This window comes from Acidithrix sp. C25 (assembly GCF_904848545.2).
The window spans coordinates 573,887-596,111 of record NZ_CAJHCI020000001.1 but is presented as its reverse complement, the minus strand read 5'-3'; the positions used below and the strand labels follow the sequence as shown (position 1 = coordinate 596,111).

Annotated in this window: 12 protein-coding genes and 2 pseudogenes; 7 read left to right on the top strand and 7 right to left on the bottom strand. The window is 45.8% G+C overall.

Annotated elements, in window-relative coordinates:
* Window positions 1–17: 17 nt before the first annotated feature.
* Complete coding sequence (locus ACIDITHRIX25_RS89120; RefSeq protein ID WP_213333395.1) at window positions 18–173, top strand: hypothetical protein; 156 nt, start codon at window positions 18–20, stop codon at window positions 171–173.
* A gap of 589 nt (window positions 174–762) precedes the next feature.
* Entirely contained in the window at window positions 763–1,401 is a 639-nt protein-coding gene (locus ACIDITHRIX25_RS89115; protein ID WP_052606715.1) for a TetR/AcrR family transcriptional regulator, read from the top strand.
* A gap of 718 nt (window positions 1,402–2,119) precedes the next feature.
* Here the strand turns inward: ACIDITHRIX25_RS89115 and ACIDITHRIX25_RS89110 are convergent.
* On the bottom strand, window positions 2,120–3,076 hold the full coding sequence (locus ACIDITHRIX25_RS89110) for a cation diffusion facilitator family transporter (protein ID WP_283770410.1): 957 nt from the start codon (window positions 3,074–3,076) through the stop codon (window positions 2,120–2,122).
* Window positions 3,077–3,583: 507 nt separating this feature from the next.
* On the opposite strand from ACIDITHRIX25_RS89110, the gene ACIDITHRIX25_RS89105 reads away from it, so the two are divergent.
* The 5 genes from ACIDITHRIX25_RS89105 to ACIDITHRIX25_RS89085 all read left to right on the top strand — a co-directional run bounded on the left by ACIDITHRIX25_RS89105 (window position 3,584) and on the right by ACIDITHRIX25_RS89085 (window position 12,386).
* Entirely contained in the window at window positions 3,584–4,219 is a 636-nt protein-coding gene (locus ACIDITHRIX25_RS89105; RefSeq protein WP_201732460.1) for a peroxiredoxin, read from the top strand.
* 1,838 nt (window positions 4,220–6,057) lie between these two features.
* Window positions 6,058–7,932, top strand: a complete 1,875-nt coding sequence (locus ACIDITHRIX25_RS89100; RefSeq protein ID WP_201732459.1) for an ABC transporter substrate-binding protein — start codon at window positions 6,058–6,060, stop codon at window positions 7,930–7,932.
* Between the two features lie 309 nt (window positions 7,933–8,241).
* Entirely contained in the window at window positions 8,242–9,189 is a 948-nt protein-coding gene (locus ACIDITHRIX25_RS89095) for an ABC transporter permease (protein WP_052606729.1), read from the top strand.
* Window positions 9,190–9,282: 93 nt separating this feature from the next.
* Window positions 9,283–10,236: an ABC transporter permease gene (locus tag ACIDITHRIX25_RS89090; protein ID WP_082058801.1), complete on the top strand. Its 954-nt coding sequence runs from the start codon at window positions 9,283–9,285 to the stop codon at window positions 10,234–10,236.
* A gap of 104 nt (window positions 10,237–10,340) precedes the next feature.
* Window positions 10,341–12,386, top strand: a complete 2,046-nt coding sequence (locus ACIDITHRIX25_RS89085; protein ID WP_201732458.1) for an ABC transporter ATP-binding protein — start codon at window positions 10,341–10,343, stop codon at window positions 12,384–12,386.
* 247 nt (window positions 12,387–12,633) lie between these two features.
* Here ACIDITHRIX25_RS89085 and ACIDITHRIX25_RS89080 read toward each other — a convergent pair whose 3' ends face one another.
* From ACIDITHRIX25_RS89080 to ACIDITHRIX25_RS89055, 6 genes and pseudogenes are all read right to left on the bottom strand, one after another.
* Entirely contained in the window at window positions 12,634–13,389 is a 756-nt protein-coding gene (locus tag ACIDITHRIX25_RS89080; protein ID WP_201732457.1) for a class I SAM-dependent methyltransferase, read from the bottom strand.
* Window positions 13,390–13,470: 81 nt separating this feature from the next.
* Window positions 13,471–13,917 (bottom strand): hypothetical protein, encoded by a 447-nt coding sequence (locus ACIDITHRIX25_RS89075; RefSeq protein WP_152626130.1) that lies wholly within the window; start codon window positions 13,915–13,917, stop codon window positions 13,471–13,473.
* 518 nt (window positions 13,918–14,435) lie between these two features.
* Entirely contained in the window at window positions 14,436–17,198 is a 2,763-nt protein-coding gene (locus tag ACIDITHRIX25_RS89070) for a diguanylate cyclase (protein ID WP_201732456.1), read from the bottom strand.
* Window positions 17,199–18,806: 1,608 nt separating this feature from the next.
* Window positions 18,807–19,798, bottom strand: a pseudogene (locus ACIDITHRIX25_RS89065) (IS1595 family transposase); the annotation flags it as partial.
* Between the two features lie 248 nt (window positions 19,799–20,046).
* Complete coding sequence (locus ACIDITHRIX25_RS89060) at window positions 20,047–20,790, bottom strand: group II intron maturase-specific domain-containing protein (RefSeq protein ID WP_349632145.1); 744 nt, start codon at window positions 20,788–20,790, stop codon at window positions 20,047–20,049.
* A gap of 613 nt (window positions 20,791–21,403) precedes the next feature.
* A pseudogene (locus tag ACIDITHRIX25_RS89055) lies at window positions 21,404–22,105 on the bottom strand (reverse transcriptase domain-containing protein); the annotation flags it as partial.
* Window positions 22,106–22,225 lie beyond the last annotated feature (120 nt).

Sequence of the window (22,225 nt, the reverse complement as noted above, 5' to 3'; positions counted from 1 at the left end):
GTAAGCGAGCTCGTCTCGTGGCTCAATTTGAAATTATCCATAACTGCGACTCAGGCACAATGACCAATACGCCACAGGGCGTGCCTGGTCAGAATGATCACATCTCCAAATCATATGGAAAAGACACTATCTCCAAGTACGACCTACCATTGGCAATAGCGCAACGGCAATAGCGCAACATTAAGTGCCGCCTCCAAAAGCTTCTCAAGCCAGGGAATTCCAAACCAGAATCAGAAATATCTCACGCGTAAAGACTCGAATCGCCCAAAAGACGAGTTGGATCTTCCGAAGGCTCCATATCGATTCTTGATATCGATCTCTGGTAATGAAGAGCTAATAAACGTAGGACAAAGGAAATAGCCAAGGGAACTCTGATCTTCACCTGGGTCATCGATAGAATATATGCGATACTGAGTCAACATTAGATGACTAATTCCCCAGTAAGGTCATATCTCAAAAAACCCCGCCACTAAACCATCCGCCATGCCGGCCTCTAATTCAGGCAAGCGATCTGGGATTAATTCAAAAGTTCACCGCCTTATCCCGCCCAGGCCCCGGACCCAAAAGTGTGAGAATAGGATCGCCGTTCTCGAGTTCCGGTCCCATGTGAACGATTAAGTTTCGGTAAAGAAATCGATAGATTCATACCTAAATGCTACTTTTCAAGTATCCTAGTAAACAGATAAGAAAGTGCCGAAAATAAATATGACCAAGCCAATTGATTTAAAGCACAAGAAAAACAATAACGATAGCGATATTTAAATGATAGACAATCTTGAAGCAAATCTAGAAAAAGCAGCTCAATTAGCAGGCGGAGGACGCAAGCGAGGCCGACCACGAAGCAAAGAGGCGCACGAAAGAATCATCAACGCGACATTGGAGCTCCTTAGTGAAAAAGGTTTCTCAAGCGTCACGATTGAAGCGGTAGCCAGAAACGCCAAGGTCGGCAAGTCCACCATCTATCGCCATTGGAAGACAAAGGCAGAACTGGTAGAAGAAGCTCTCGGTCAAGAATTCGACAAGATTGCCATCGTCGGATTCAGCGGTAACTTTGAGAACGACCTAAAGGGTGTCGTGATAAAAATTGTCCAACTCTTTGAGGGACGCAATGGAACCGCTATTTCACGCTTGATTGGAGAAGCACAAACAATTGAAAGTCTCTCGCTATTGGTCGATCGACGCTGGCGAGCCTTCAAGGACAGGCTTTTGACAAAGTCAATCACCCATGGCATCGAACAAGGATATCTCCAGCACGGCCTTGACCCTGAAATCGTAACCGAGATGGCCTTTGGGATGGTCTTAGCGCGAAAGATGCTCTCAAAGCAGTCTCTTTCGCCAGCAGACGTCGACCAGGTCGTGACTACTCTGCTTCGAGGAATAATAGTTACTTCGCTCGGATAGTCCTGCGCATATATATTTGACAGGCGTAGTCCTTGGGGTCCGATTCTCCAAGAACTACGCCTAGTCGTAGAGATAAAATCGTTTAAAGATGGAATCGTTTTCCCTATTCAAATTTTGTCCTTAATCTTGCATTAGAAAAAAACATGAATGAATAGATAAAGTCAAGAATCGATTCCATAATTACTCTTGCTGCAACAAAGCTAGAAAAGCATTCCATTCAGAGAGCTCTTTATACCACTCTCTAATCTCGAAACTAAAAGCGCAAAGATCCGTTCCACTATGCCAATTTCGATTGCAAAGCTAATCAGACCATAGCTAACCAAGCCCGGTCTCTATAAACCCTTCAAATATGGTCATATTGGTGCTCATGCTTTCGTTATATAACGTTCGCTTCGGCCGAAGTTGAATCTAACCGTCAAATCACGATCACACAAGAAGGTGCCCCGCTCATAAAATCAACAATTCCCTCGAAACCTGCTCTTTTCAATCTATCAAATCGTGACACAAAGTATTCTTTTAAATCTCGCCCTGGAGTCCATTCGATGCCATAACCCCGATCCAAACCTTATAGATCATCAGCCATCTCTAAAAAAGCAAAACAGACCAAAGAACTATAGATGAAGCAACGCTGTTGGAAAACACACACAATCGGTGAATCGTTTCGTACTGTCACAACCATGGTCTCTCAAGTAAAGACGCTCGCTACCACTCCATTCAATCAATGATGATGTTCGCCATTCGTGCTGTGAAGAGGCTGATCACATAGATGGCATTCCACTTCGATGGTCGAGTGGTCAATCCCAAAGGTCGCCCTTAAATACTCTTTGATAGAAATAGCCAACTCCTGAGCGACGTGAAGCGACGGCTCCCCTGATATCACTACATGAACAGATAGGGCAGTTTGAGCAGAATTTAACGACCAAATATGGAGATGGTGTATCTCCTCTACCTGAGTAAAATGCTGGACAATTCCGTCACGAATTGCAATTGGATCCACCTCATTTGGAGCAGAGTCCAAAAGAATCTTTGTGACATTTGTAAGTATCTGAATCGCAGCGCCAATAATCAGAATCGATATTATTATGCTTGCAATAGCGTCAATCGGTTTAAAATTTATCAAAAGTGCAACAATTCCAGCTAAAATTGCTACCATCCATCCAAGCGCGTCAAAGATAAAATGAACTATGTTGGAGCGGCGCAATGTTGCTTCACCTGCCGCCCTCACTACAATCATTACAGATATCAAATTGACAATAACACCAATAAATCCGAACCACGTTAGGTCCGAAGACGATGGGGACGGGATCGATCCGTAATTTGTAAAAAAGAGTCTCGAGCCCGCATTATAAAGGATGATAAATGAGGTTACAATCAAGAGTACCGAAGTTGCTAGTGCTGCTAAAACTTCTATTCTAACTAATCCAAAGCTATTACGAAGAGAGGCTGGCTTTCTGGCTAGAACTGAAGCAAAAAGCGATACTGCCAGCGCAACTACATCGCCAATCAAATGAAATGCATTTGAAATTAGTGTCAATGAGTGGCTTTTGAAACCCTCTATAAGCACCCCAAAAAAGAAAACTAAATTTAAAGCTAAAACCCAAAAATAATAGGAGGAGGCACCGAGATTCTCGACACCATGGCTGTGACCACTATCAAATTCACCTTTACCCTTCAAATCCAAGTTGAGACTCCGTCCATTCCAATTATCGACATGCAACAGCAACCTTAGGTAACGCGGGTAGGGTCTCGAATTCCAGGCAAAATCACAAGGTCACCACCACAATGGGAACTAGGTTTTAATCGACAAGATCTTTATCACAAGATTGATTCTACTAGCCTGTTTTGTCTACATCCAACATGGTAACCCTTGTGATCATCTCATAGATCCCTCTAAAGTCGCCCCGTGATTAAAAAGCAATATAGGTCATTTAATTTAGATAAATGGCCTTGAGGATTCCTGGTGAATTGAGATGCAGTCGACCAGAACCAACCTCAACACAAGTCAAACTTTATTCCATAAACTCACTACGACCTAGTATCTAAATAGAGGCGGCTTTAGATAATTATGGGTCAAGATCTAAGTAATCCCCATATTCTCGACCAAATTGGTCGGGAATCGCTTTACTTATGTTATAACTTTACTCTAGAAACAACGATTAATGACCTATTCAAAGGAGATCATATGGCGCTACAGCTTGGGGATATCGTCCCAGATTTCGAGGCAGCCACCACCCAGGGGACTATAAATTTCCACGACTGGATCGGGGAAGGTTGGGCCATTCTATTTTCACATCCAAAAGACTTCACACCCGTATGTACGACTGAACTTGGTGAAGTTGCGCGACTAAGAGGCGACTTTGCTACTCGAAACACCAAGGTAATCGGACTGAGCGTGGATTCGGTAGATAATCATGTTGAATGGGAAAAAGATATCGCAGAGACCCAGGGCCAGGTCGTGAATTTTCCGATGATCGGCGACCCCGATGCTACTATCGCAAATCTATTTGGGATGATACACCCAAACGCTTCGACTACGGCGACTGTCAGAAGTGTCTTTGTAATAGACCATCAACGGAGACTTCGTCTAACCTTGACCTATCCAGCATCGACGGGTCGTAACTTTAAAGAGATACTAAGAGTTCTCGATTCCTTACAGCTGACCGACAAATACATGGTATCAACTCCTGTCAACTGGAAAGATGGCGACGATGTTGTGATCTCACCGGCTCTCAGCGACGAAGAGGCCACCGCGAAGTTTCCCCAGGGCTACGCCAAGCTAAAGCCGTATCTCCGCGTGACCCCACAACCAAATAAATAGCAACCATGTGAATAAGACAACCTACAACATGCGATCTCTAGGCCTATCGAGCGATAGGCCTAACCCCGATGCCGCTAACCATCGATCAATGGCCTTTAGACAGCGCTCTGTCGCTCGAATTGAATCGCGATAGACTTTAGATTCGTCACTTTAGTTACAAGGCAATACCCCATCTGTAATGGCGTATTAATGCCCCAAGAGACACTCCATTGCGAGGGTCGGCACCAAATCACTCCGGTTTTTCCACTCCTTGTGCTCTTAGAACTTCAGGGCATGCCAATACCTCAACGCATGCCGAGAGGTGAACTTCTAAGAGCACGACTTGCGAGGTCCAAAGCATCACTAGCGACGACCAAACGCACCGATAGAGAGAGGTGACTGACCTAAAATCAGTAATTGGTCTAGCACAAACAAAAGAACTCCTCAATTGCAATCTGAGGGATCTGAGTACCTTGAACAAAAACCAAGGAGGGCAGCTTTTCTTTCATCTTTGGACCAAGTCGCAAAAATCATCGGACCAGGTGATTCCTCAAATCTTTAGTCTTGATAGCGTCTATATAGACAAAGTAAAAATTCGTAATTATCTTAGAATTCACAAAAAGCTAAAGCAAATCAGAACCTGGCTAAGGCCAAAGATATCCTTTAAGTATCAATACACGGCAGAAACATTTATATAAGAAACGGCCCATGCTGTAGCGATCAACTCGGAACGACCAAAACTGCGACCATCGCACAAACGATGATTGGGGCATAAAAACTTCCAAAACGCATTCAAGGCGAAATAATTTAGAGGGCCACCCTGAGGTTCAACTACCTGAGGTTCTACTACCTGAAGTCCAACTAGTAGAAACCGAAAAAGTCACCTATCTGGACGACCTATTTAGATCACCGGTTTGAGGCACTTATTTTTACAACCTATGTTATGAACTGCTCTAGGGAGATCTCTAAAAAAACAAGTTCCAGTTACCGTTTGGAAAAGTTATAGCTTGAAAAGTCGGACTAAAGGTAACTTATCTCGGAATCACCCGCGATAGCACTTCAGCATCAAAGTTACCCAATTAGCAGCTAAATTTAGCAGCTCCGCTAGAAGATCTAAGCAGCTAAAACCCAATCGGATACCCGACCTTAGCGGATCGAGGCAAAATAGCAACCACCTAAAGCGCATAGAAAATTATTAAGACCCTAACACTACTACTATCAGTCACCTTAGAACCATTGGGACTATCACTCAACTCCGCCAACAAATGCGCGATAGGTTAGCAGCGATTGGCCAGCATTCGAAAACTGGAAACCGTCAACGCCCCTTTTGCTTTTAGAAACGCCAAACTGATCAAAACGCCTCAACTAAGAGAGAACAATCTTTAATATAAACGAATTGCCTTACCATAAAACGTACTTAAACCTTGCACACATAGATGAGCAATAAGCAAGCATATATCAATTTACAGATATGAGATTTCACGATACGGGGCAACTCCTAATAGTTGTTTGAAAATAATTTCAAGGTCTTATACGGATTCCATACCTACTTAAATACGACTACAATAGCTATATATCCTCAAATTATCCCTAAATTAGCTCACCAAGCCACGGAAACCGTTGCTAAAAATAATTCTAAAGGTCGTTAGAGGCAATTAGAGCAAGTTACAAGTGAAAGAAAGGGCCCTCAATCAGGAAACTTTTAATTAAATATGCATGCATGCATAAAACTCACTTTCCGTGCTACTTTGTTTCGGTAACGATAAATGTGAACAAATTACAAACAGCGACTTACCAATCAGTAATTTTGCGACTATCTTTGCTTTAGTCATCGTTGTTTCTCAGGAGGTTCTAAGAAAATGTTGTCGAAGAAAACGCGTCGCATCGCGACAGCACTAGCTTCGACCGCAGCAACGGCTACTTTGTTAGCCGCGTGTGGGTCGTCGACGTCATCGAGTACTAGTGGTACATCTAGCAGTAGTAGTAGCGGTGCAACCACGAAGGTCGCAGGAGGCACCGCAACATTTGCGGAAGGTCCTAACGCGACCCCTAACTATATATTCCCTCTTGCGAGCGGCGCATACTTCTCAGTTGCCAACCTCTCGCAATTCCAAGAGTTGATGTACCGTCCCCTTTATTTCTTTGGAAATGGTAGTGACGTTCTTATCAACAACAGCCTCAGTTTGGCTAATCCGCCTGTCTTTTCAAACAATGATCAGACTGTAACGATTACCCTCAAGAACTACAAGTGGTCCAATGGTGAAACCGTCAACGCCCGTGACGTTCTCTTTTGGATGAATATGGTCAAGGCAAACAAGGCCAATTGGGCAGCCTATGTACCTGGCGCATTCCCCGACAACATCGTCTCAATGAGCTCTCCTAACAGCTCCACCGTTGTCTTCAACTTGAACAAGAGCTATAACCCCACTTGGTTCACCTACAATGAACTGTCGCAGATTACCCCAATGCCAATGGCCTGGGATATCACAGCAGCGGGTCAAACCCCTCCATCGCCAACCGCAACGAATGCTCCAGACCAAACGACCGCAGGCGCAGTCGCAGTCTATAACTATCTCAATAGTCTCTCAAAGAACACCACAACCTTTGCGGCTCCAAACTCTATTTGGTCAGTTGTAGATGGCCCATGGAAACTTTCGGGCTTCACCAATGCCGGCAAAGCGACCTTCGTGCCAAACCCAGCGTATTCGGGTACTCAAAAGGCAAGCCTCTCTAAGTTTATTGAGCTGCCTTTTACCTCTGACACTGCTGAATACAACGTTCTTAGAACCGGCACAGGCATCGACTACGGATATATCCCAGTAACGGACGTAGCTCAAAAGGGCCTTATGGCGTCGCAGGGCTACACCTTTAGTCCATGGATCTTGTTCTCCTTCAACTATTGGGTACTCAACTTCAACAACCCAACAGTTGGACCGATCTACCAGCAACCATACGTACGTCAAGCGCTCCAGCACCTGATCGACCAACCGCAGTGGATTTCATCCTTCTATAAGGGTTATGCAGTTCCTACCTATGGTCCAGTTCCGACTGTACCGTCGGCTGCCTTTGCTGATTCGCAATCCAAGACCAATCCATTTCCATACTCGGTTTCGACGGCGGTAAGCCTTCTCAAGTCGCATGGATGGACTGTAACGCCAAATGGAACTGATACCTGTACCTCACCTGGAACAGGGGCAACTCAGTGCGGTGCCGGAATTGCCCAAGGTGCCCAGATGAACTTCAATTTGCAATATGCATCTGGTACTCAAGCAGTACAGCAAGCTATGGCTGCCTTCAAGTCGGCTGCTGCTCAAGCTGGTATTACAATAAGTGTCTCCTCGTCAACCTTCAACCAAGTTATCTCCAATGCCACACCATGTACTGCAACCCAGGCTGCATGTAAGTGGAATATGGAAAACTGGGCAGGTGGCTGGACGTATGCACCTGACTACTACCCTACCGGTGGTGGACTATTCGCAACTGGCGCTGGATCAAACTTCGGTAGCTATTCCAGCCCAACTGCGGACAAATTGATTGCTGCAACCCACACTGCGCCAGCCTCACAGTCCCAGTCAGCCTTAAATGCCTACCAAGACTACATAGCGACCAACTTGCCAGTTCTATTTCAGCCAAACCCTGACTACGAACTAGGTGAGATCCGCTCTACTCTTCATGGTATTCAACACAATGCATTTGGCGTCTTGCTACCAGAATTCTGGTACTACACCAAGTAGGCCAAAGCAAAGCTAAAAGGTTCGACCTCCAAGTAAGACCCATCGAGGATTATGCGAGAGGTCGGACCAATCCAATAAGACGATTTACGCCGATCAAGCGATATATGAAAATGATATCGTCTAGGATCGGCGTAAATCATGTGTTACCAGCCCCACATTACCCAAAACCACTCCTAGGACCTAAGGCAGCAGGACAATCATCTTCCTTAGCGTCAACAATTCAACATCAATCGACGGGAACTGCTAGAATCCTTTTGGTCCCGAAAGATGTTCCCAAAAACCAACCATATCTGATGAATGGAGTCAAGCTTGATTGCTTTTTTAGTTCGACGAATAGGTCAATCGATCGTCGTGCTTATCGGTGTATCAATAATTGCATTTATTCTTGAACATCTCCTGCCAGGCGGTCCTGCCAAAGCGATCATTGGTCCTAGGGCTACCCCGATTCAGATAGCGGCTTTCAACCATCAAAATGGACTAGATAAGCCAGTGGTAGTCCAATATTTTGTCTACATGTGGCACCTGCTTCAAGGCAACCTTGGACGATCCTACAAATTGAATCAAACTGTGAATTCGATTCTCATTAGAACGGTGCCTGAATCTATCCTGCTGGTTGGATCGGCGCTAGTCTTTTCGTTGATAATCGCAATTCCGATAGGTATCTACCAAGCAGTCAAGCGCAATGGAATCTTTGATTACACTGCTACTTCAATCTCTTTCTTACTCTATTCGATGCCGTCTTTCTGGCTCGGAATAATCCTCATCCTTTTTCTCGCCGTCAACGTCCACTTCCTTCCGGCAGAGGCACCTCAAGGCGCAAACCTTGGAGCTATCTTGGCTCATCCTTCAGGATTAGTACTTCCCATTCTGACACTAACACTCGTCAGCTACGCATCGTTCTCGCGCTATATGCGCTCTTCTGCGATCGAAGCACTAGCACAGGATTGGATTCGAACAGCAAAGGCAAAGGGCTTGAGTCAAAGAACAATTCTCTTCAAGCACATGCTTCGCAACGCGCTAATTCCGATTGCAACCCTGGTTGGCCTGTCTCTACCAAGTCTCATCACAGCAGGTGTTATAACTGAATCGGTTTTCAACTTCCCCGGAACCGGCTTCGTCTTTATAAATGCTGCCAATACAGAGGACTATTCGCTCCTCCTTGGAATCATCATTTTCGTTGGCGTTCTAACTGTAGTGGGAAACCTTATAGCCGATATAGCCTATGCAGTTCTCGACCCAAGAGTGCGGTACCGATGAGATTACCACCAAAGCTTTGCACCAAAATTGCTAACCATTTGACGAGAATAAAGTTGCTAAATCCAACAACAACTTTAAGAAATGAGGTGAAAAATGTCCAAAACTGAAGATCTAGACGCATATGGCTCTCCTGTAAACGATCCAAATTCGAAGATTGGGACCAACACTCCATCATCCCCAGAGGGAGGTGAAGCCTATGCCAGCGGATCCCAATTTAAGTTAATCCTTCAGACCTTTTTTGAGAACAAGTTAGCGATCGTAGGAGTCGGCTTGGTCGTTATAGCAGCCATATTCTGCTTTATTGGTCCTCTTTTCTACCACACTAATCAGGTAGCCACGACCTATAACATTACAGCTGCACCTGGTGGCCATCATCCATTGGGCACAGATCAAAATGGCTATGACGTCCTTGGTAGACTGATGATCGGTGGACAATCATCTCTTGAAATCGGCTTTAGCGTCGCAATAATCGCTACCTTTATCGGAGTTCTATGGGGCGCCATAGCTGGCTTCGTCGGCGGCATTGTCGATACAATCATGATGCGTATCGTCGATACTCTTTTGTCAATCCCAACTCTATTGCTCTTGATCTTCCTAGCATCGGTCTTCAAGCCAACGCTAAAACTCCTAATCATAGTGATCTCAGCCGTCTCGTGGCTTTCACCGGCACGACTAGTCCGCGGTGAAGCATTGACCCTAAGAGTCAGGGACTATGTGAAGGCAGTCCGTGTTATGGGCGGAGGATCCCGTCGAATAGTCGTTAGGCACATCATTCCTAATGCCATTGGGACCATTGTCGTCAATGCCACATTTCAGATCGCTGATGCGATTTTGATCATGGCAACCCTCTCCTATCTGGGACTTGGCCTTCCACCTCCCGCGGCAAACTGGGGTAGCATGCTCTCAGACGGCGTCAACTACGTCTATGACGGCTATTGGTGGCTCATCTACCCTGCTGGTTTTGCGATCATTCTCACAGTCGTAGCATTCAACTTAATTGGCGATGCAATAAGAGACTCACTTGAGGTGCGACTCCAAAAGAGGTAACGAACCTCAGAGGCGCTATCTACCTACTTAGGTAGATAGCGCAATAAGAATTCCAACCTTGCAACCGATCACAGATTCCAAATTACGGGGTCTTAATTCTGGAGATGAACTTGTCTTTATTAGAGATAAAAGACCTTAAGACAAATATTCGCCTTCGAAAGGGCGAAGTCAAAGCGGTAGGTGGTATTTCACTATCGATAAATGCTGGAGAGACTGTAGGTCTGGTCGGAGAGAGCGGTTGCGGTAAGACCATGACCGGAATGTCAATCATGCGATTGCTTCCCTCTTCTGGCTACATCGCTGGTGGCTCAATCACTTTAGATGGCGAAGATCTCGTAAAACTCACAGAGCCCCAAATGCGAAAAGTCCGAGGCAACGACATAGGAATGATCTTTCAAGATCCCATGACTTCTTTGAATCCATGTCTGACAATCGGCACACAGATAGCTGAATCTGTCGTCTTGCACAAGGGCGTATCCAAAGCCGATGGCCTCAAGCGCGCAATGGAGGTCCTTGATCTAGTAGGAATGCCTAAACCATCTGAACGAATCGGCGACTTTCCACACCAGCTATCTGGTGGCCTTCGTCAACGTGTCATGATCGCTATGGCTCTGGCTTGCGAGCCAAAGCTCCTCATTGCTGACGAACCAACAACTGCCCTCGACGTGACCATTCAAGCCCAGATTCTCGAGCTTCTCGATACGCTAAAGAATCAGCTTCGAATGGCCATGCTGCTCATCACGCACGACATGGGTGTGATCGCTGGGCGTGCAGACCGAGTTACAGTTATGTATGCTGGCAAGGTTGTTGAATCAGCACCAACCGATAAGATATTTTCGGCAACGAACCATCCATACACCGAGGCTCTTTTAGCGTCAATTCCCAAGATCGACGGGACTACAAAGAGGCTCTATTCGATACCAGGCATACCTCCCGACCTCTCAAATCCACCAGAGGGATGCCGCTTCGCAGCAAGATGTCGCTTAGCCGATGACCATTGCGTAACTACCTCACCTGAGCTCAATAGCTATGACGGCCACAGTTATGCATGCTTTCACCCAATCGGCATCGAGACTGAACACGTTAAGGTTGAGACGCGTACTCTAGAGGAAGCAGAGGCTCCTTATGTACCAACGGGTCGCCCCATCATGGTAATAGACCACGTTTCCAAGGAATTCACCATAACAAAAGGCGCAATCCTTCAGCGAAAGGCTGGAACGTTAAAGGCGGTCTCGGATCTATCTTTGACGATCTACGAAGGCGAAACTTTGGGGATCGTAGGTGAATCTGGCTGCGGAAAATCAACTACTGGTTCCATGATGGTAGCTCTCGAAAAGCCTACCTCTGGCACCATCGAGTTCAATGGGGAAAACCTATTTGGCCTCAAAGAGAGCGAGCTCCGTACTCGACGTAGTAACTTGCAATTGATGTTTCAGGACCCCTATGCCAGTCTTGATCCAAGGATGCGAGTGGGCTCGATCATTCGAGAACCACTTGAAATCAACAAGATTGGAACACGTTCCGAACGAGATGCCAAAGTTGTTTCGCTACTTGGAGAAGTAGGACTGAGTCCAAAAGCGGTAGAACGATACCCCCATGAATTCTCAGGAGGTCAGCGACAAAGAATCGGTTTGGCACGAGCACTTGCGCTCAATCCGAAGCTCATTGTGGCTGACGAACCGGTTTCAGCATTAGACGTATCTATTCGTTCCCAAGTCTTGAACCTAATGAAGGACCTTCAATCCACGCACGGACTCACATACGTCGTCATCTCTCACGACTTATCTGTGGTTAGATTCTTGGCAGATCGAATCGGGGTTATGTACCTAGGAAAGCTTGTGGAGATCGGTAACGGTTACGATATATACGAAAATCCAGCCCATCCTTACACTGCAGCCCTTTTGTCGGCAGTGCCGGTCCCAGAGCCAGAACTTGAAAGAACTAAGAACAGAAGGGTGATAAAGGGTGAACTCCCTTCGGCCATCAACCCCCCTTCTGGTTGTCGATTTCGTACTCGGTGTGATCGGGTGCAGCCGATCTGCTCTGACGAGGAACCGCCGATGTCAAACTTCGGCGGCATTCACGAAGCTGCTTGCCATTTCCCCTTAGTGACACCAGTAACAATTGGGCAAGCTCCACTTTTGGTATAGATAGACCCCCTGACTTTGTCTTAGATAGCTCGCAATTTGGCGCCCTAGCTCTTTCGACACTGAGCTAGGGCTCTTTTTTTAGCCACCAAGCGGAGATCTATGAAGCCGCCAGATCACATCAATATCAATCCATTGATGTGATCGAGCCACGACCAAGGGACCTATAGTCAAATCACCCTCTATTGAATCCGCCAAACCCTCTAGCAACCACGATGGAACTAATTCAATTGAGCTCCCACTTGAGAGACTAAAGTACCTTGCGAAATCCGACCAACCGAAGAGGAATAGTCACCTTAGCCTTGGCATAGACCTTATCAATAAGAGGCTCCAACTGCTTGTTGGGACTTTGGATATAAAGTGACTTGACAAACAACAATGCATCGCTCTTCTTTTCGAAAGAGAAGGTAAAGACCTTTCTTTGATTCAAAGTCATAATAAAACCTCTTTGGGTGAAAAGGCTTACAATCTTTTTAGACATCCGGCCATTTGGATAAGTCTGTCGTGACGCGTCATGGTAGGAGAGAATCATCCTATAAGTATTTAAATCTGAGAGCGAAAGCGGAAATCCTCCCGGAAGCAAAGCTGTAACATAGCCTTTAGTTTCAAGCACCCTATGGATCTCATCAAGAGCTCCAAGAAGCGGCTCGACCAACATCAGCGCCATTGAAATTGAGATCCCAGTGAAGATGTCGCTACGAAATGGCAACTTAGTAGCGTCTGCGGCAACTAATCCAGATCTACCATGGTCCTTGGCCACTTCGAGCTCACCAAGTGAACGATCAATCCTCACAACACTTTGAGCCACAGTCGGCGACGACAGTATCGGCGCAGAACCACAACAAAGATCTAGGATCCGCCCCGATGCCGGTAGGGCACTCTCTAGCCATCGATAGGGGTACAGATCTTGGTTTGCCGAGCGTGATAGTATATCTTCAGTTATTCCGGCTCGCTCTTGGTGAAAGCTGGTAAGAAATTCGCTCCAATTCTCAATGCCTCGTTGCAAATATCGTCTCCTTTTCGCCATTTTTCATTCCAACCCAGAAATAGTTACCTGGCAATTATCGCCCAATCCAAACTATAACTATCATAAGGGGCTCGAACTTCCTCCATAGAGCGCCCTCGTGATAACCAGTAAAGAAGAATCCACCATAGACGATCTAATGGTGGGTACCAATGTAAGTCCAACTCCCATGAGCACCCATAGCCCACCACCAAACACAACATAGCTAAAGGACGCCGCTGGAAATGGAGAGAAGGTCTTATAGATAATGAAGGCCAAAATGGCTACCCCAAGGGCCAAGATCAGAAGTGGAAGGATAGATTTAGTTGTCTTTAGAACAAAGACAAAAGCTCCCACTACCGTCATTAGGTATGCAATTAGGATAAGGTAGGCTCCGAATTGGATCACCAGAGCGGCCATTTGGTTGGCCGTCGGCTCCAAGATGAAGGCCCCCAAAATTAAAAAAGCGACAATGGAGACGACCCCCAAAGCACCCAGGGGATTCTTCGTCTTTTTTGTGGTATAGGTCAAAAAACGAACCCATCGAAAACTTCCATAAAGGCAATTATGAAGGTCACTATTGAGGGCTCCCAATAGACTAATTCACTTCTAACTTCGAATTTTTCAGCCACTTATTTGATTCGCCATTTGGGGTGAAAGCCAATTGGGTCATTGTCTGTCATGGCTAAGCTACCAATTTCACTAGCACCATTGGCAATCAAATATTATCTTGGAGAAGATACTACTTTGAAAAACTCGATCAGAAAAAATCAAGCTCGATTGGTATCAAGATAATTCGACCCTTAGTCTTGGTTGGCAACATCCTTTAAGAGATGGTAATCTCCATGAATCTCTCATCCTACGGCCGAAAAAATCAAACCAACCATGCGGAAGACTATAGATACCTCTAACTTGACGATGAAACTAGATAGTTTTTTTGGGGGGGGCAGACTTCAAAAAACTCATAAATAAAAATTACCAATATGACGGATAGCCCTACTGAGTTTCTCAAAGAAATCCCATCCTGGTAAATCAAAAACCAAAACAAATCACCCTTGGCCAAGAAGTCCTGTAATTCGGTTCTTATACCTCTCCAAGTTCCTTGGAAGCGACAAGGCTGAAGAGGAGCGGCCAAGATGATTACCGGCACAATATCTGGTATAACGCCGCGCAAAGTTAAAGTCACTCTGTGAATCAACATTGTCAATCATCACGTCGCCATGGCGAGAACGAGCCAAACGAGAGATGGAATCCAAAAATCCCTCATTATCAGCCCAAGGAACAGAACGCTTGGGCTTGGATACCTTGTAGATCGAAATCGGAAGATCAATCACCTTCAACGGGGCACAATATAGACCGAAATCGCCCAATGCTAAAGTCAGTCCCAAATCGCCCATCTTTTGAATAACACGGGCCACCTCGTCGGTCAGTGGTCCGTTCAATGCAGCTTCATCTATCTCTAAAACTACGTTATTGGCCCGGACTCCTCCAGAAAAGATATTTCGCTCTACTGCCGACGAAAGCTCTTCGTCTAATATCAATTTATCAGGAATCGTAAGTGATAGATTCAAGTCGTAGAGCACACCGTCATGGAGAGCTAGATCATTCCATTCGTCAAAGGCAGTAGTCAGATACCACCAAAATATCCTCCAGGAGTGCCTTGTCACTGATGCCGCAGACTCCAATCTAGCTTGACTAATGTATCCAACTTTTGGATGCTGCCATTCAATTGAAGCCAAAAGGGCTACAACGGAACCCTCAAAGACATCAAAGACTGGTCGATAGTGAAGACCCAGCCCACACCCAACCGGATCCGCAATCGCCAATTCAAGGAGTTCACCAAGCTCGTGATCGGCCAGAGCCATATCGAGTGGTCGATTCGTTCGAGTACGTTCACCCGAAATCCCCTTCGAAGTCGCTTTAGAGCGATACATCATCGTATCTGCAACCTTAACTAGCTGCTCAGCAGTAGAATCTGCAGCAGTTCCCACCGCGACGCCCATTGATGCTGCAAAGCGAATCGTTCTCTCTCCAATTGCTACAGGATCGTCGAAGAGATTGGCAGCAATGCGCTTAGCGATACGTGATGCTTGGACGAGACCGCCAACGCCGGGCAATAGGACGAGAAATTCATCCCCGCCAATTCTGCCCGCCATATCGTCCAGTCGTAATGCGCCATTCAGCCTTATCGACACGACACGCAAAAGCTCATCTCCAGCGTCATGACCAAAAGTATCGTTAATCGACTTAAAATGGTCTAAGTCTATGAAGATTACACCGACCTTCTTGGGATTGCCGCGCCCATCAACCTCACCCAAGACCCTAGTTAGTTCGTTCATCAGATGGCGCCTGTTGAAAAGACCCGTAAGGGGATCCCTATCTGCCTGTTGCTTGAGCAGTTCGATCGTCTTTGCTTGTTCGCTAGCGTCTAGAACCGTAGCCATCCGCCCGACGACCATCCCATGACGATCCCTGATCGATCCTAAAAGGACTGTGGCTTGGAACTTTGAACCATCCTTTCGTCGGCGCAGAACATCGGTGACGATCCGTTCCTCGTTGTCGACTCTATCGAGGAGATACGACAAGACATCATCAGGAGTGGATTCGTCGTAAAAATCTCGAGAGTGTAAACCCGATATTTCACTACGCTTATAACCATGTAGTTCTAAAAAGGATTGATTAGCGTAGGTAATTCCTAGATCCATATCGTAAATACAGATCCCCTCAACCGCCTGATCTAATGCTAAGGCAAGATAACGATTCCTCTCAAGCTCTACGACTAGATCTGATTGTGCATGCCTAAGTTCAAGACCGATCCGACAAAGTGCGACTAACTCTTCTAGGATAAGAATCTCACCCAAATCAAAGCGTAAGTGACGAGCTGATGAGATACGAATAAAAAACTCCCTGTTGATACGCTCTAGGCCAAAGCGGATCTCGATACTTGAATAATTTATCCCTTTTCTGCTGGTGAGACAGTCACTTGGTCTTCTGGTCTCGATTCCAGAATCAATGGAATTAAAGATATTTAAAGATTCCCAGTCGGCCTCGCCCGTCGCGGCAATGCGCTCACCCATTACAAATTTAACAGAAGAACCAAAGCGATCTTTGGTGGGATCCGCCTCCCCAACGATGCTTCTAGAGTAGAAATTGACATTGCTGACCCGAAGCAACGAAGAAATACCACTAATGAGCGTTTTCAACCAAGAACTATCGTCCAACAACTCATCACCCATGAAATGGGCCAGATCACGGACAACCACATTCTTTCGTTCCGCGACGGTCAACCTGGACTGGGTTTGATAACCTCTCAATGCAAGCTTGAGAGCAAGACTAAAGTGTGTTAGGGGATCAAGGATCTCGCAAGATTCACAGAGTGCGGTCCCCTGACAACTTCCCACAAACAAACCTAAAAAATCGCCTTCCTCGTTGCCGAGGTGGATGGAAACTGCCATTACGGCAGGAGCACCACCATCAAAGAGCCCTTTTATATCCCTAGGATCAATTGAAACTATCTCGCCACTGGCTTTACCATCATAATATTCATCTATCAGGTGGCTAAAGTTGACTAAGTCGTCGAATTCAATCTCTCTACGCTGATACTTAAAATCCTCCAGCGCATCAATTGAAGTAAGGACAGGTCTTAAAATCTTCGAGAGCTGATGGCGCCTAAAGAGAATAATCCGACAACCAAAGAAGGCAGCAGCCTCCTCAAGCAGAGTTTTAACCACCATTCCTGGAGTCGATGGAAATGCCAGCGCTCGAGTTACCTTAGCCAGAAATACCCGCTGTGTGGAGTCGACCCCATCCATTTATTTCGACACTCCCCTAAAGCCCGCCCCGAATCGCTGCGCGAGAATAAAATTACTGCGATAGGTATATCTATCGACCATCTCAGCTCCTAGTTGACTAAATTGATCTCTTTGAAAAAAACACCGAGCAAAAGCAACCAAGGGAATTCAACGAAATATCTGTAGTCTTACCACCAAAGTAGTTTGTAACAATATACTACAAGAACTGACGCTAGCTTGCTTAACTATAAAAATTACAATCGTAATCCTTATTTCAAACCAAGAGGAAATAAAAAGCTCAAATAATTAGACAATTAACATGAATACTTTTATGCTCATGCGTTAATAAATCAATATTCAATGCATCACTCAATAGCGAACTTTACTCTAGAGTTACGGTGACTGCCAAGATAGTTGGCACATTTGCTTAGTTTGAGATTAATGGTTTTCTGGCACCTTCGTGCCGCCAAAATCTAGTTAATTTAGGTTCCTCATTGATCGACTTATCCGTGGCGAAATTTTGATCTAGTTGCCGACGACAAGTCGGCAACTAGATCAAATGACTACACTTGGGTCTGCCAATTTGGCTAACTAATTGACAATCCTAAATATCTTTGGGCTCATGAGATCGAAGCTGGATAACAAAATCGTCGCACTATCGTCACGCAACAGACCATTGGAGCTCGCAAATAGGAAACCTCCTGGCTGTGTTGATCGATGACGGACTTGTGGTGTGATTTATACCCACCTTCCCTCTGAGATCTCAGGCCTCTAGCTCTTTAGGAAGCTAACTGGGGTTATTGAGTTGTGGACGATCGCTAGTGGTAATGAGCAATGTTCCGTTCGTGTCGAATAGGTTTTTAAACATACTTTGAAAATTGCTATTCCGCATGGTTTGTGATTAATTTTCTCGGTGGCGTGTCCCCATTTAATGATCCAAAATTAATGTGATTTTTGGATAGGGTTGTTTTTAGGGGTAAGCGGCTCTAAGGGAAATTAATAGAGCCTTTTTTGTTGATTAGTAGTAGCTGGTTGTTGAGCCTGTGGGCGAAGATCGTTGGATTGTGCGTAAACACGAAGCGTTTTCCACATTTCAGTGATCGCTTGCTTGGCAATCGTCCACAACTCAATAACCCCTCATGGATTACCTGAATAGCTAGAAGTTTACCCAACCCAGCAGGAGGTCTCGTAGGGTCTACCTCCATCATTTATGTTTACATTGCAGTGTGAGCGTTACCAGCTTCTACATGGTTTAGAACTTCTTTCCTTCATGACGCATCTCCATCATCGGTCTTCTTTTGTATCTGTGTCAGGCTTACCATGGGTACCATGGGTACAACGGGTATATCTTTGGGAGAGCCTAAATTTCCACCATCTACGTTAAGGATGCATAACTTACCTTAGAAGGAGATCAATTGATTGGGTGGTTTCTACTTTGCTGAGTTGTGTAGCTGAGTTGTGTAGCTGAGTTGTGCAGCTGAGTTGTGTAGCTGAGTTGTGTAGCTGAGTTGTGCAGCTGAGTTGTGCAGCATAGTTTGACCAGTCACCTCCGGCCTCGTGAATCAAACGAACGGCAGTAGTCACATGAATACCAAGTAGATCCCCAAGAACAGCAGCGGATAGTTGACCAGCAAGAGCCATTTTGGAGTCAGATTCGCGGAGTAGCGGATGTGGAGACGCAAACACACATGTATTGAGAAGTCGCTCTACCAATGACATTTCAAAGTGCCTTCGGTTGAATCGGTATGCGAATTCCTCGAGGTAAAGTTGCTTATGTTCTTCATCTCCGTGGTGGGTTCCGTCGATAAATTTCTTGCAGTTCCCTATCAGGATGTTGAGCCATTTGAATGTTACATGTGCTTGTTCGTCTTTGGATAGAGTGATCGAATGCGCTAGTCCAAGGTCTTTCAGCACATACCCCGTAACTTGGGTTACCATCACTTATCAGCTTGGTATTAGAATCTAAACGTCTCACAAAAACATCTTTGGGTGATTTAGCAGTGGTATCTTTGATTACTTCCATGAAGCAATGAGTAGGAGCACCATTGCTAATCGATACTCCAATTAGAACATTGGTTTGTTTTGTTCCCTTTCCTCGTTAGCCTTCGCCATGGCTCTCACCACCTAAAAAGAACTCATCTACTCAGGCGTTTTCTCCAAGTTTGTATAAACCATCTCGGTCAGCCGGTACGCTCAGCCATTGCGCTCAGCCATTACGCTCAGCCATTGCCTTAGGTAGCTTATTTAGCATCAACCAGCCAGTCGAATAAGATACTTCAACGAATTTAGCAAGGGCTCTGATGGCTAGGGTGTAGTAGCCGAAAGACCACGCTTGTCGTTGGACAATAGATAGATAGATAGCAGAAAACCACTTGGATAAAGAGATATGGCTTCGATGGAAGATGGTTCCGGAGGTAACGCTAGTTTGACGGTGAAAAGATTTACATTGAAAAAGTGGAGCTCGAGATGCTGCATTTCTTCGATGGTTTGGCCTGATTAAGGTAAATTGGTCAGAGTCACACTTTGGGCATCTAAATCCCTCATAGCAATAGCAATTTGATCAAATGATCTTCACATGCTTCCTCTGAAGCGAAGCGTACCATAAAGCCTGAGATATCCACCTAGACAGCTTTATCGAACATCTGTTCTACTAAAGATTAGCTCCAATCTGGTCTCGGTGGAGGCGAAACTTACGAAACTTGATAAGTATGTTACAAAATATAGATAGTAAAAAACTCCACGTACCGGTCCACGCAGCCAGGAGTAGGGTCGGACCAGAGCGCCCTGCCAGCCTTTCAACTGGTGGGTTTCTCTGGTCCGCCCTCCGAACCGGACTTGCGACTCTCACCGCATCCGGCTCTCCACAAAGTCATGCCAACGATACAGCTGGTGAACCGAACTTACTTGTCCATGGTGTGGGGATTTTAGAACCTCGATAACGATATCGAATAATCGATACCTTTTGAGGCCGGAACATCTCTACCTTTCCATCTGTTATCTCCCAAGCAGGGAGATAACGTCGATGTAAGGTTCCCCAGTTCAAACCAAGGTGTCTCTTCCTCAACCATCGCACTACCCGCCACCAACTGAAGTGGTCCAAGTAATTGAAGGTGTTAGAAGAAACTCCATGGTAAAAATAGTTACACCATCCTCTAAGAACCGGATTCAGAGTTCTTAGAAGATCGGCAAGTGTCCGATGCTTTTCACGTCTGGTGATTGATCTGACCTTAGCCATTACAGAAAGTAAGGCTTTCTTTGAAGGATAGGTATAGACCGCCATCTTTCCGTCTCGGCCTCTTTGTCTTCGGCGCTGAATATGCCATCCGAGGAAATCAAAACCTTCTTCGATATGACAGATTTTGGTCTTGGACTCCGATAGGTGTAGACCTACTTGCGACAGGACAGTACTGACCTCGTCTTTTAGTAGTTCCACATCCTTACGGGCACCATATCCCATGATTACAAAATCGTCGGCATATCGAATCAGTCGAAAAACGGCTCTACCATTACGTTTGTGCTTATCACGTGTCCATTGCGAACCTAGTGCTTCCCATTTTGTTGAGAAGTATTCGTCTAGGACCGAAAGAGCAATATTTGCAAGCAGTGGAGACAGGACGCCTCCTTATGTGAAGTAAACGATTATGCGAAGTTGAAAGACATACCCGCATTTCACGGTGGTATTTGGGTCTGATTTACTTCGCATAACGCCATGGTGTTCCAAAATGGAGTGGCAGATCTTTATGATTCCATAGTCCATTGAGGAGGCACTAAATTGATTCCTGAATCATTTTCACAATTGACAACTGACTTGGAAGCCGAGCTATATCGGCTGCACTATACCCAGGCGACTACCAACTACTATCGCCGCATGTGGAACCATGTGGGCGGCAACGTTTCTTGAAAGTAAAGAGCCGAGCAGTTCACTGAGGAATTAGGTCTTCGATTCTTGGGGCATGTAGATATTTCCACTACCGAGATTTATGCCCGAGCCGATACCGAGTTGAAACGCTAAGCTCTCGAAAAGGCGTATCCCAACATGATCTCGCCAGATTTGCTCGAATGGAAGGACGATGCTGACCTCCTTGCCTCCTTGACAGGTCTTTGAGGAATTGATACCCGATTATGCGAAGCTAGTGCACCGGTAGATACCCTGTGAAATGCGGGTATGTTTTTCAACTTCGCATAATCGTTTACTTCACGCAAGGAGGCTTATGCGAAGCTTCGCATAACCCGCCTTGCGGAGTGCCGGTAATGGTTCTTCTGTTAATTCCCTCTTCCGAGAGAATACCAGCAGATAGAAATGCCTTGATGAGCGTTAGTATGCGCTTATCTGAAATACGACGTCTAATCCGTGCCATGAGGGCTCCGTGGTCGATCTCGTCAAAGCAAGCTTCGATATCTCCTTCAAATACCCACTCATAACTTCTAGGGGAATTAGCGAAGAAGTGAATCTCAGCAATTGCATCCTGTGCTCGTCTCTTGGGACGAAAGCCATACGAACATGGCAGGAAATCCGCCTCAAAGATTGGTTCCAAAACAAGCTTCAGCGCTGCTTGTACCACCCGATCGGAAGTATTCGGAATCCCTAATCTTCTCATTTTGCCTGAAGCTTTGGGAATCTTACGTTCTCTAACTCGGGTGGGTGTGAACTGGCGTTGTTTCAGACTCCTTCGAAGCTCATCTAGGAACTCATTAGGATCAGAGATGGAAATTGGTGATATTCCATCAACGCCAGGCGTTCTTGCTCCTCTGTTGCCTCTGACTCTGGCCCATGCCACCTGGAGGAAGGCTGGGTCATAGACGAGGTTATACAAATCGCTAAAGACACGCTCCTTATCATTAGTTGACCATTGGTACAGCTTCGTCTGCATTTGATGTACTCTGGTTTCGGCCTCCGAGAGGTCAAAGCCAGATGCGCCCGTATTCACAGGTGTCCTCCATTTATGTAGATTCTTCTATAACTTTGCTGGGGTCCTTCGCCATGTGGACGGCTTTCCCGTCCTCGGACTACTACGACCCCTCCGTCCCATTCGAATAGCATCAGTCGA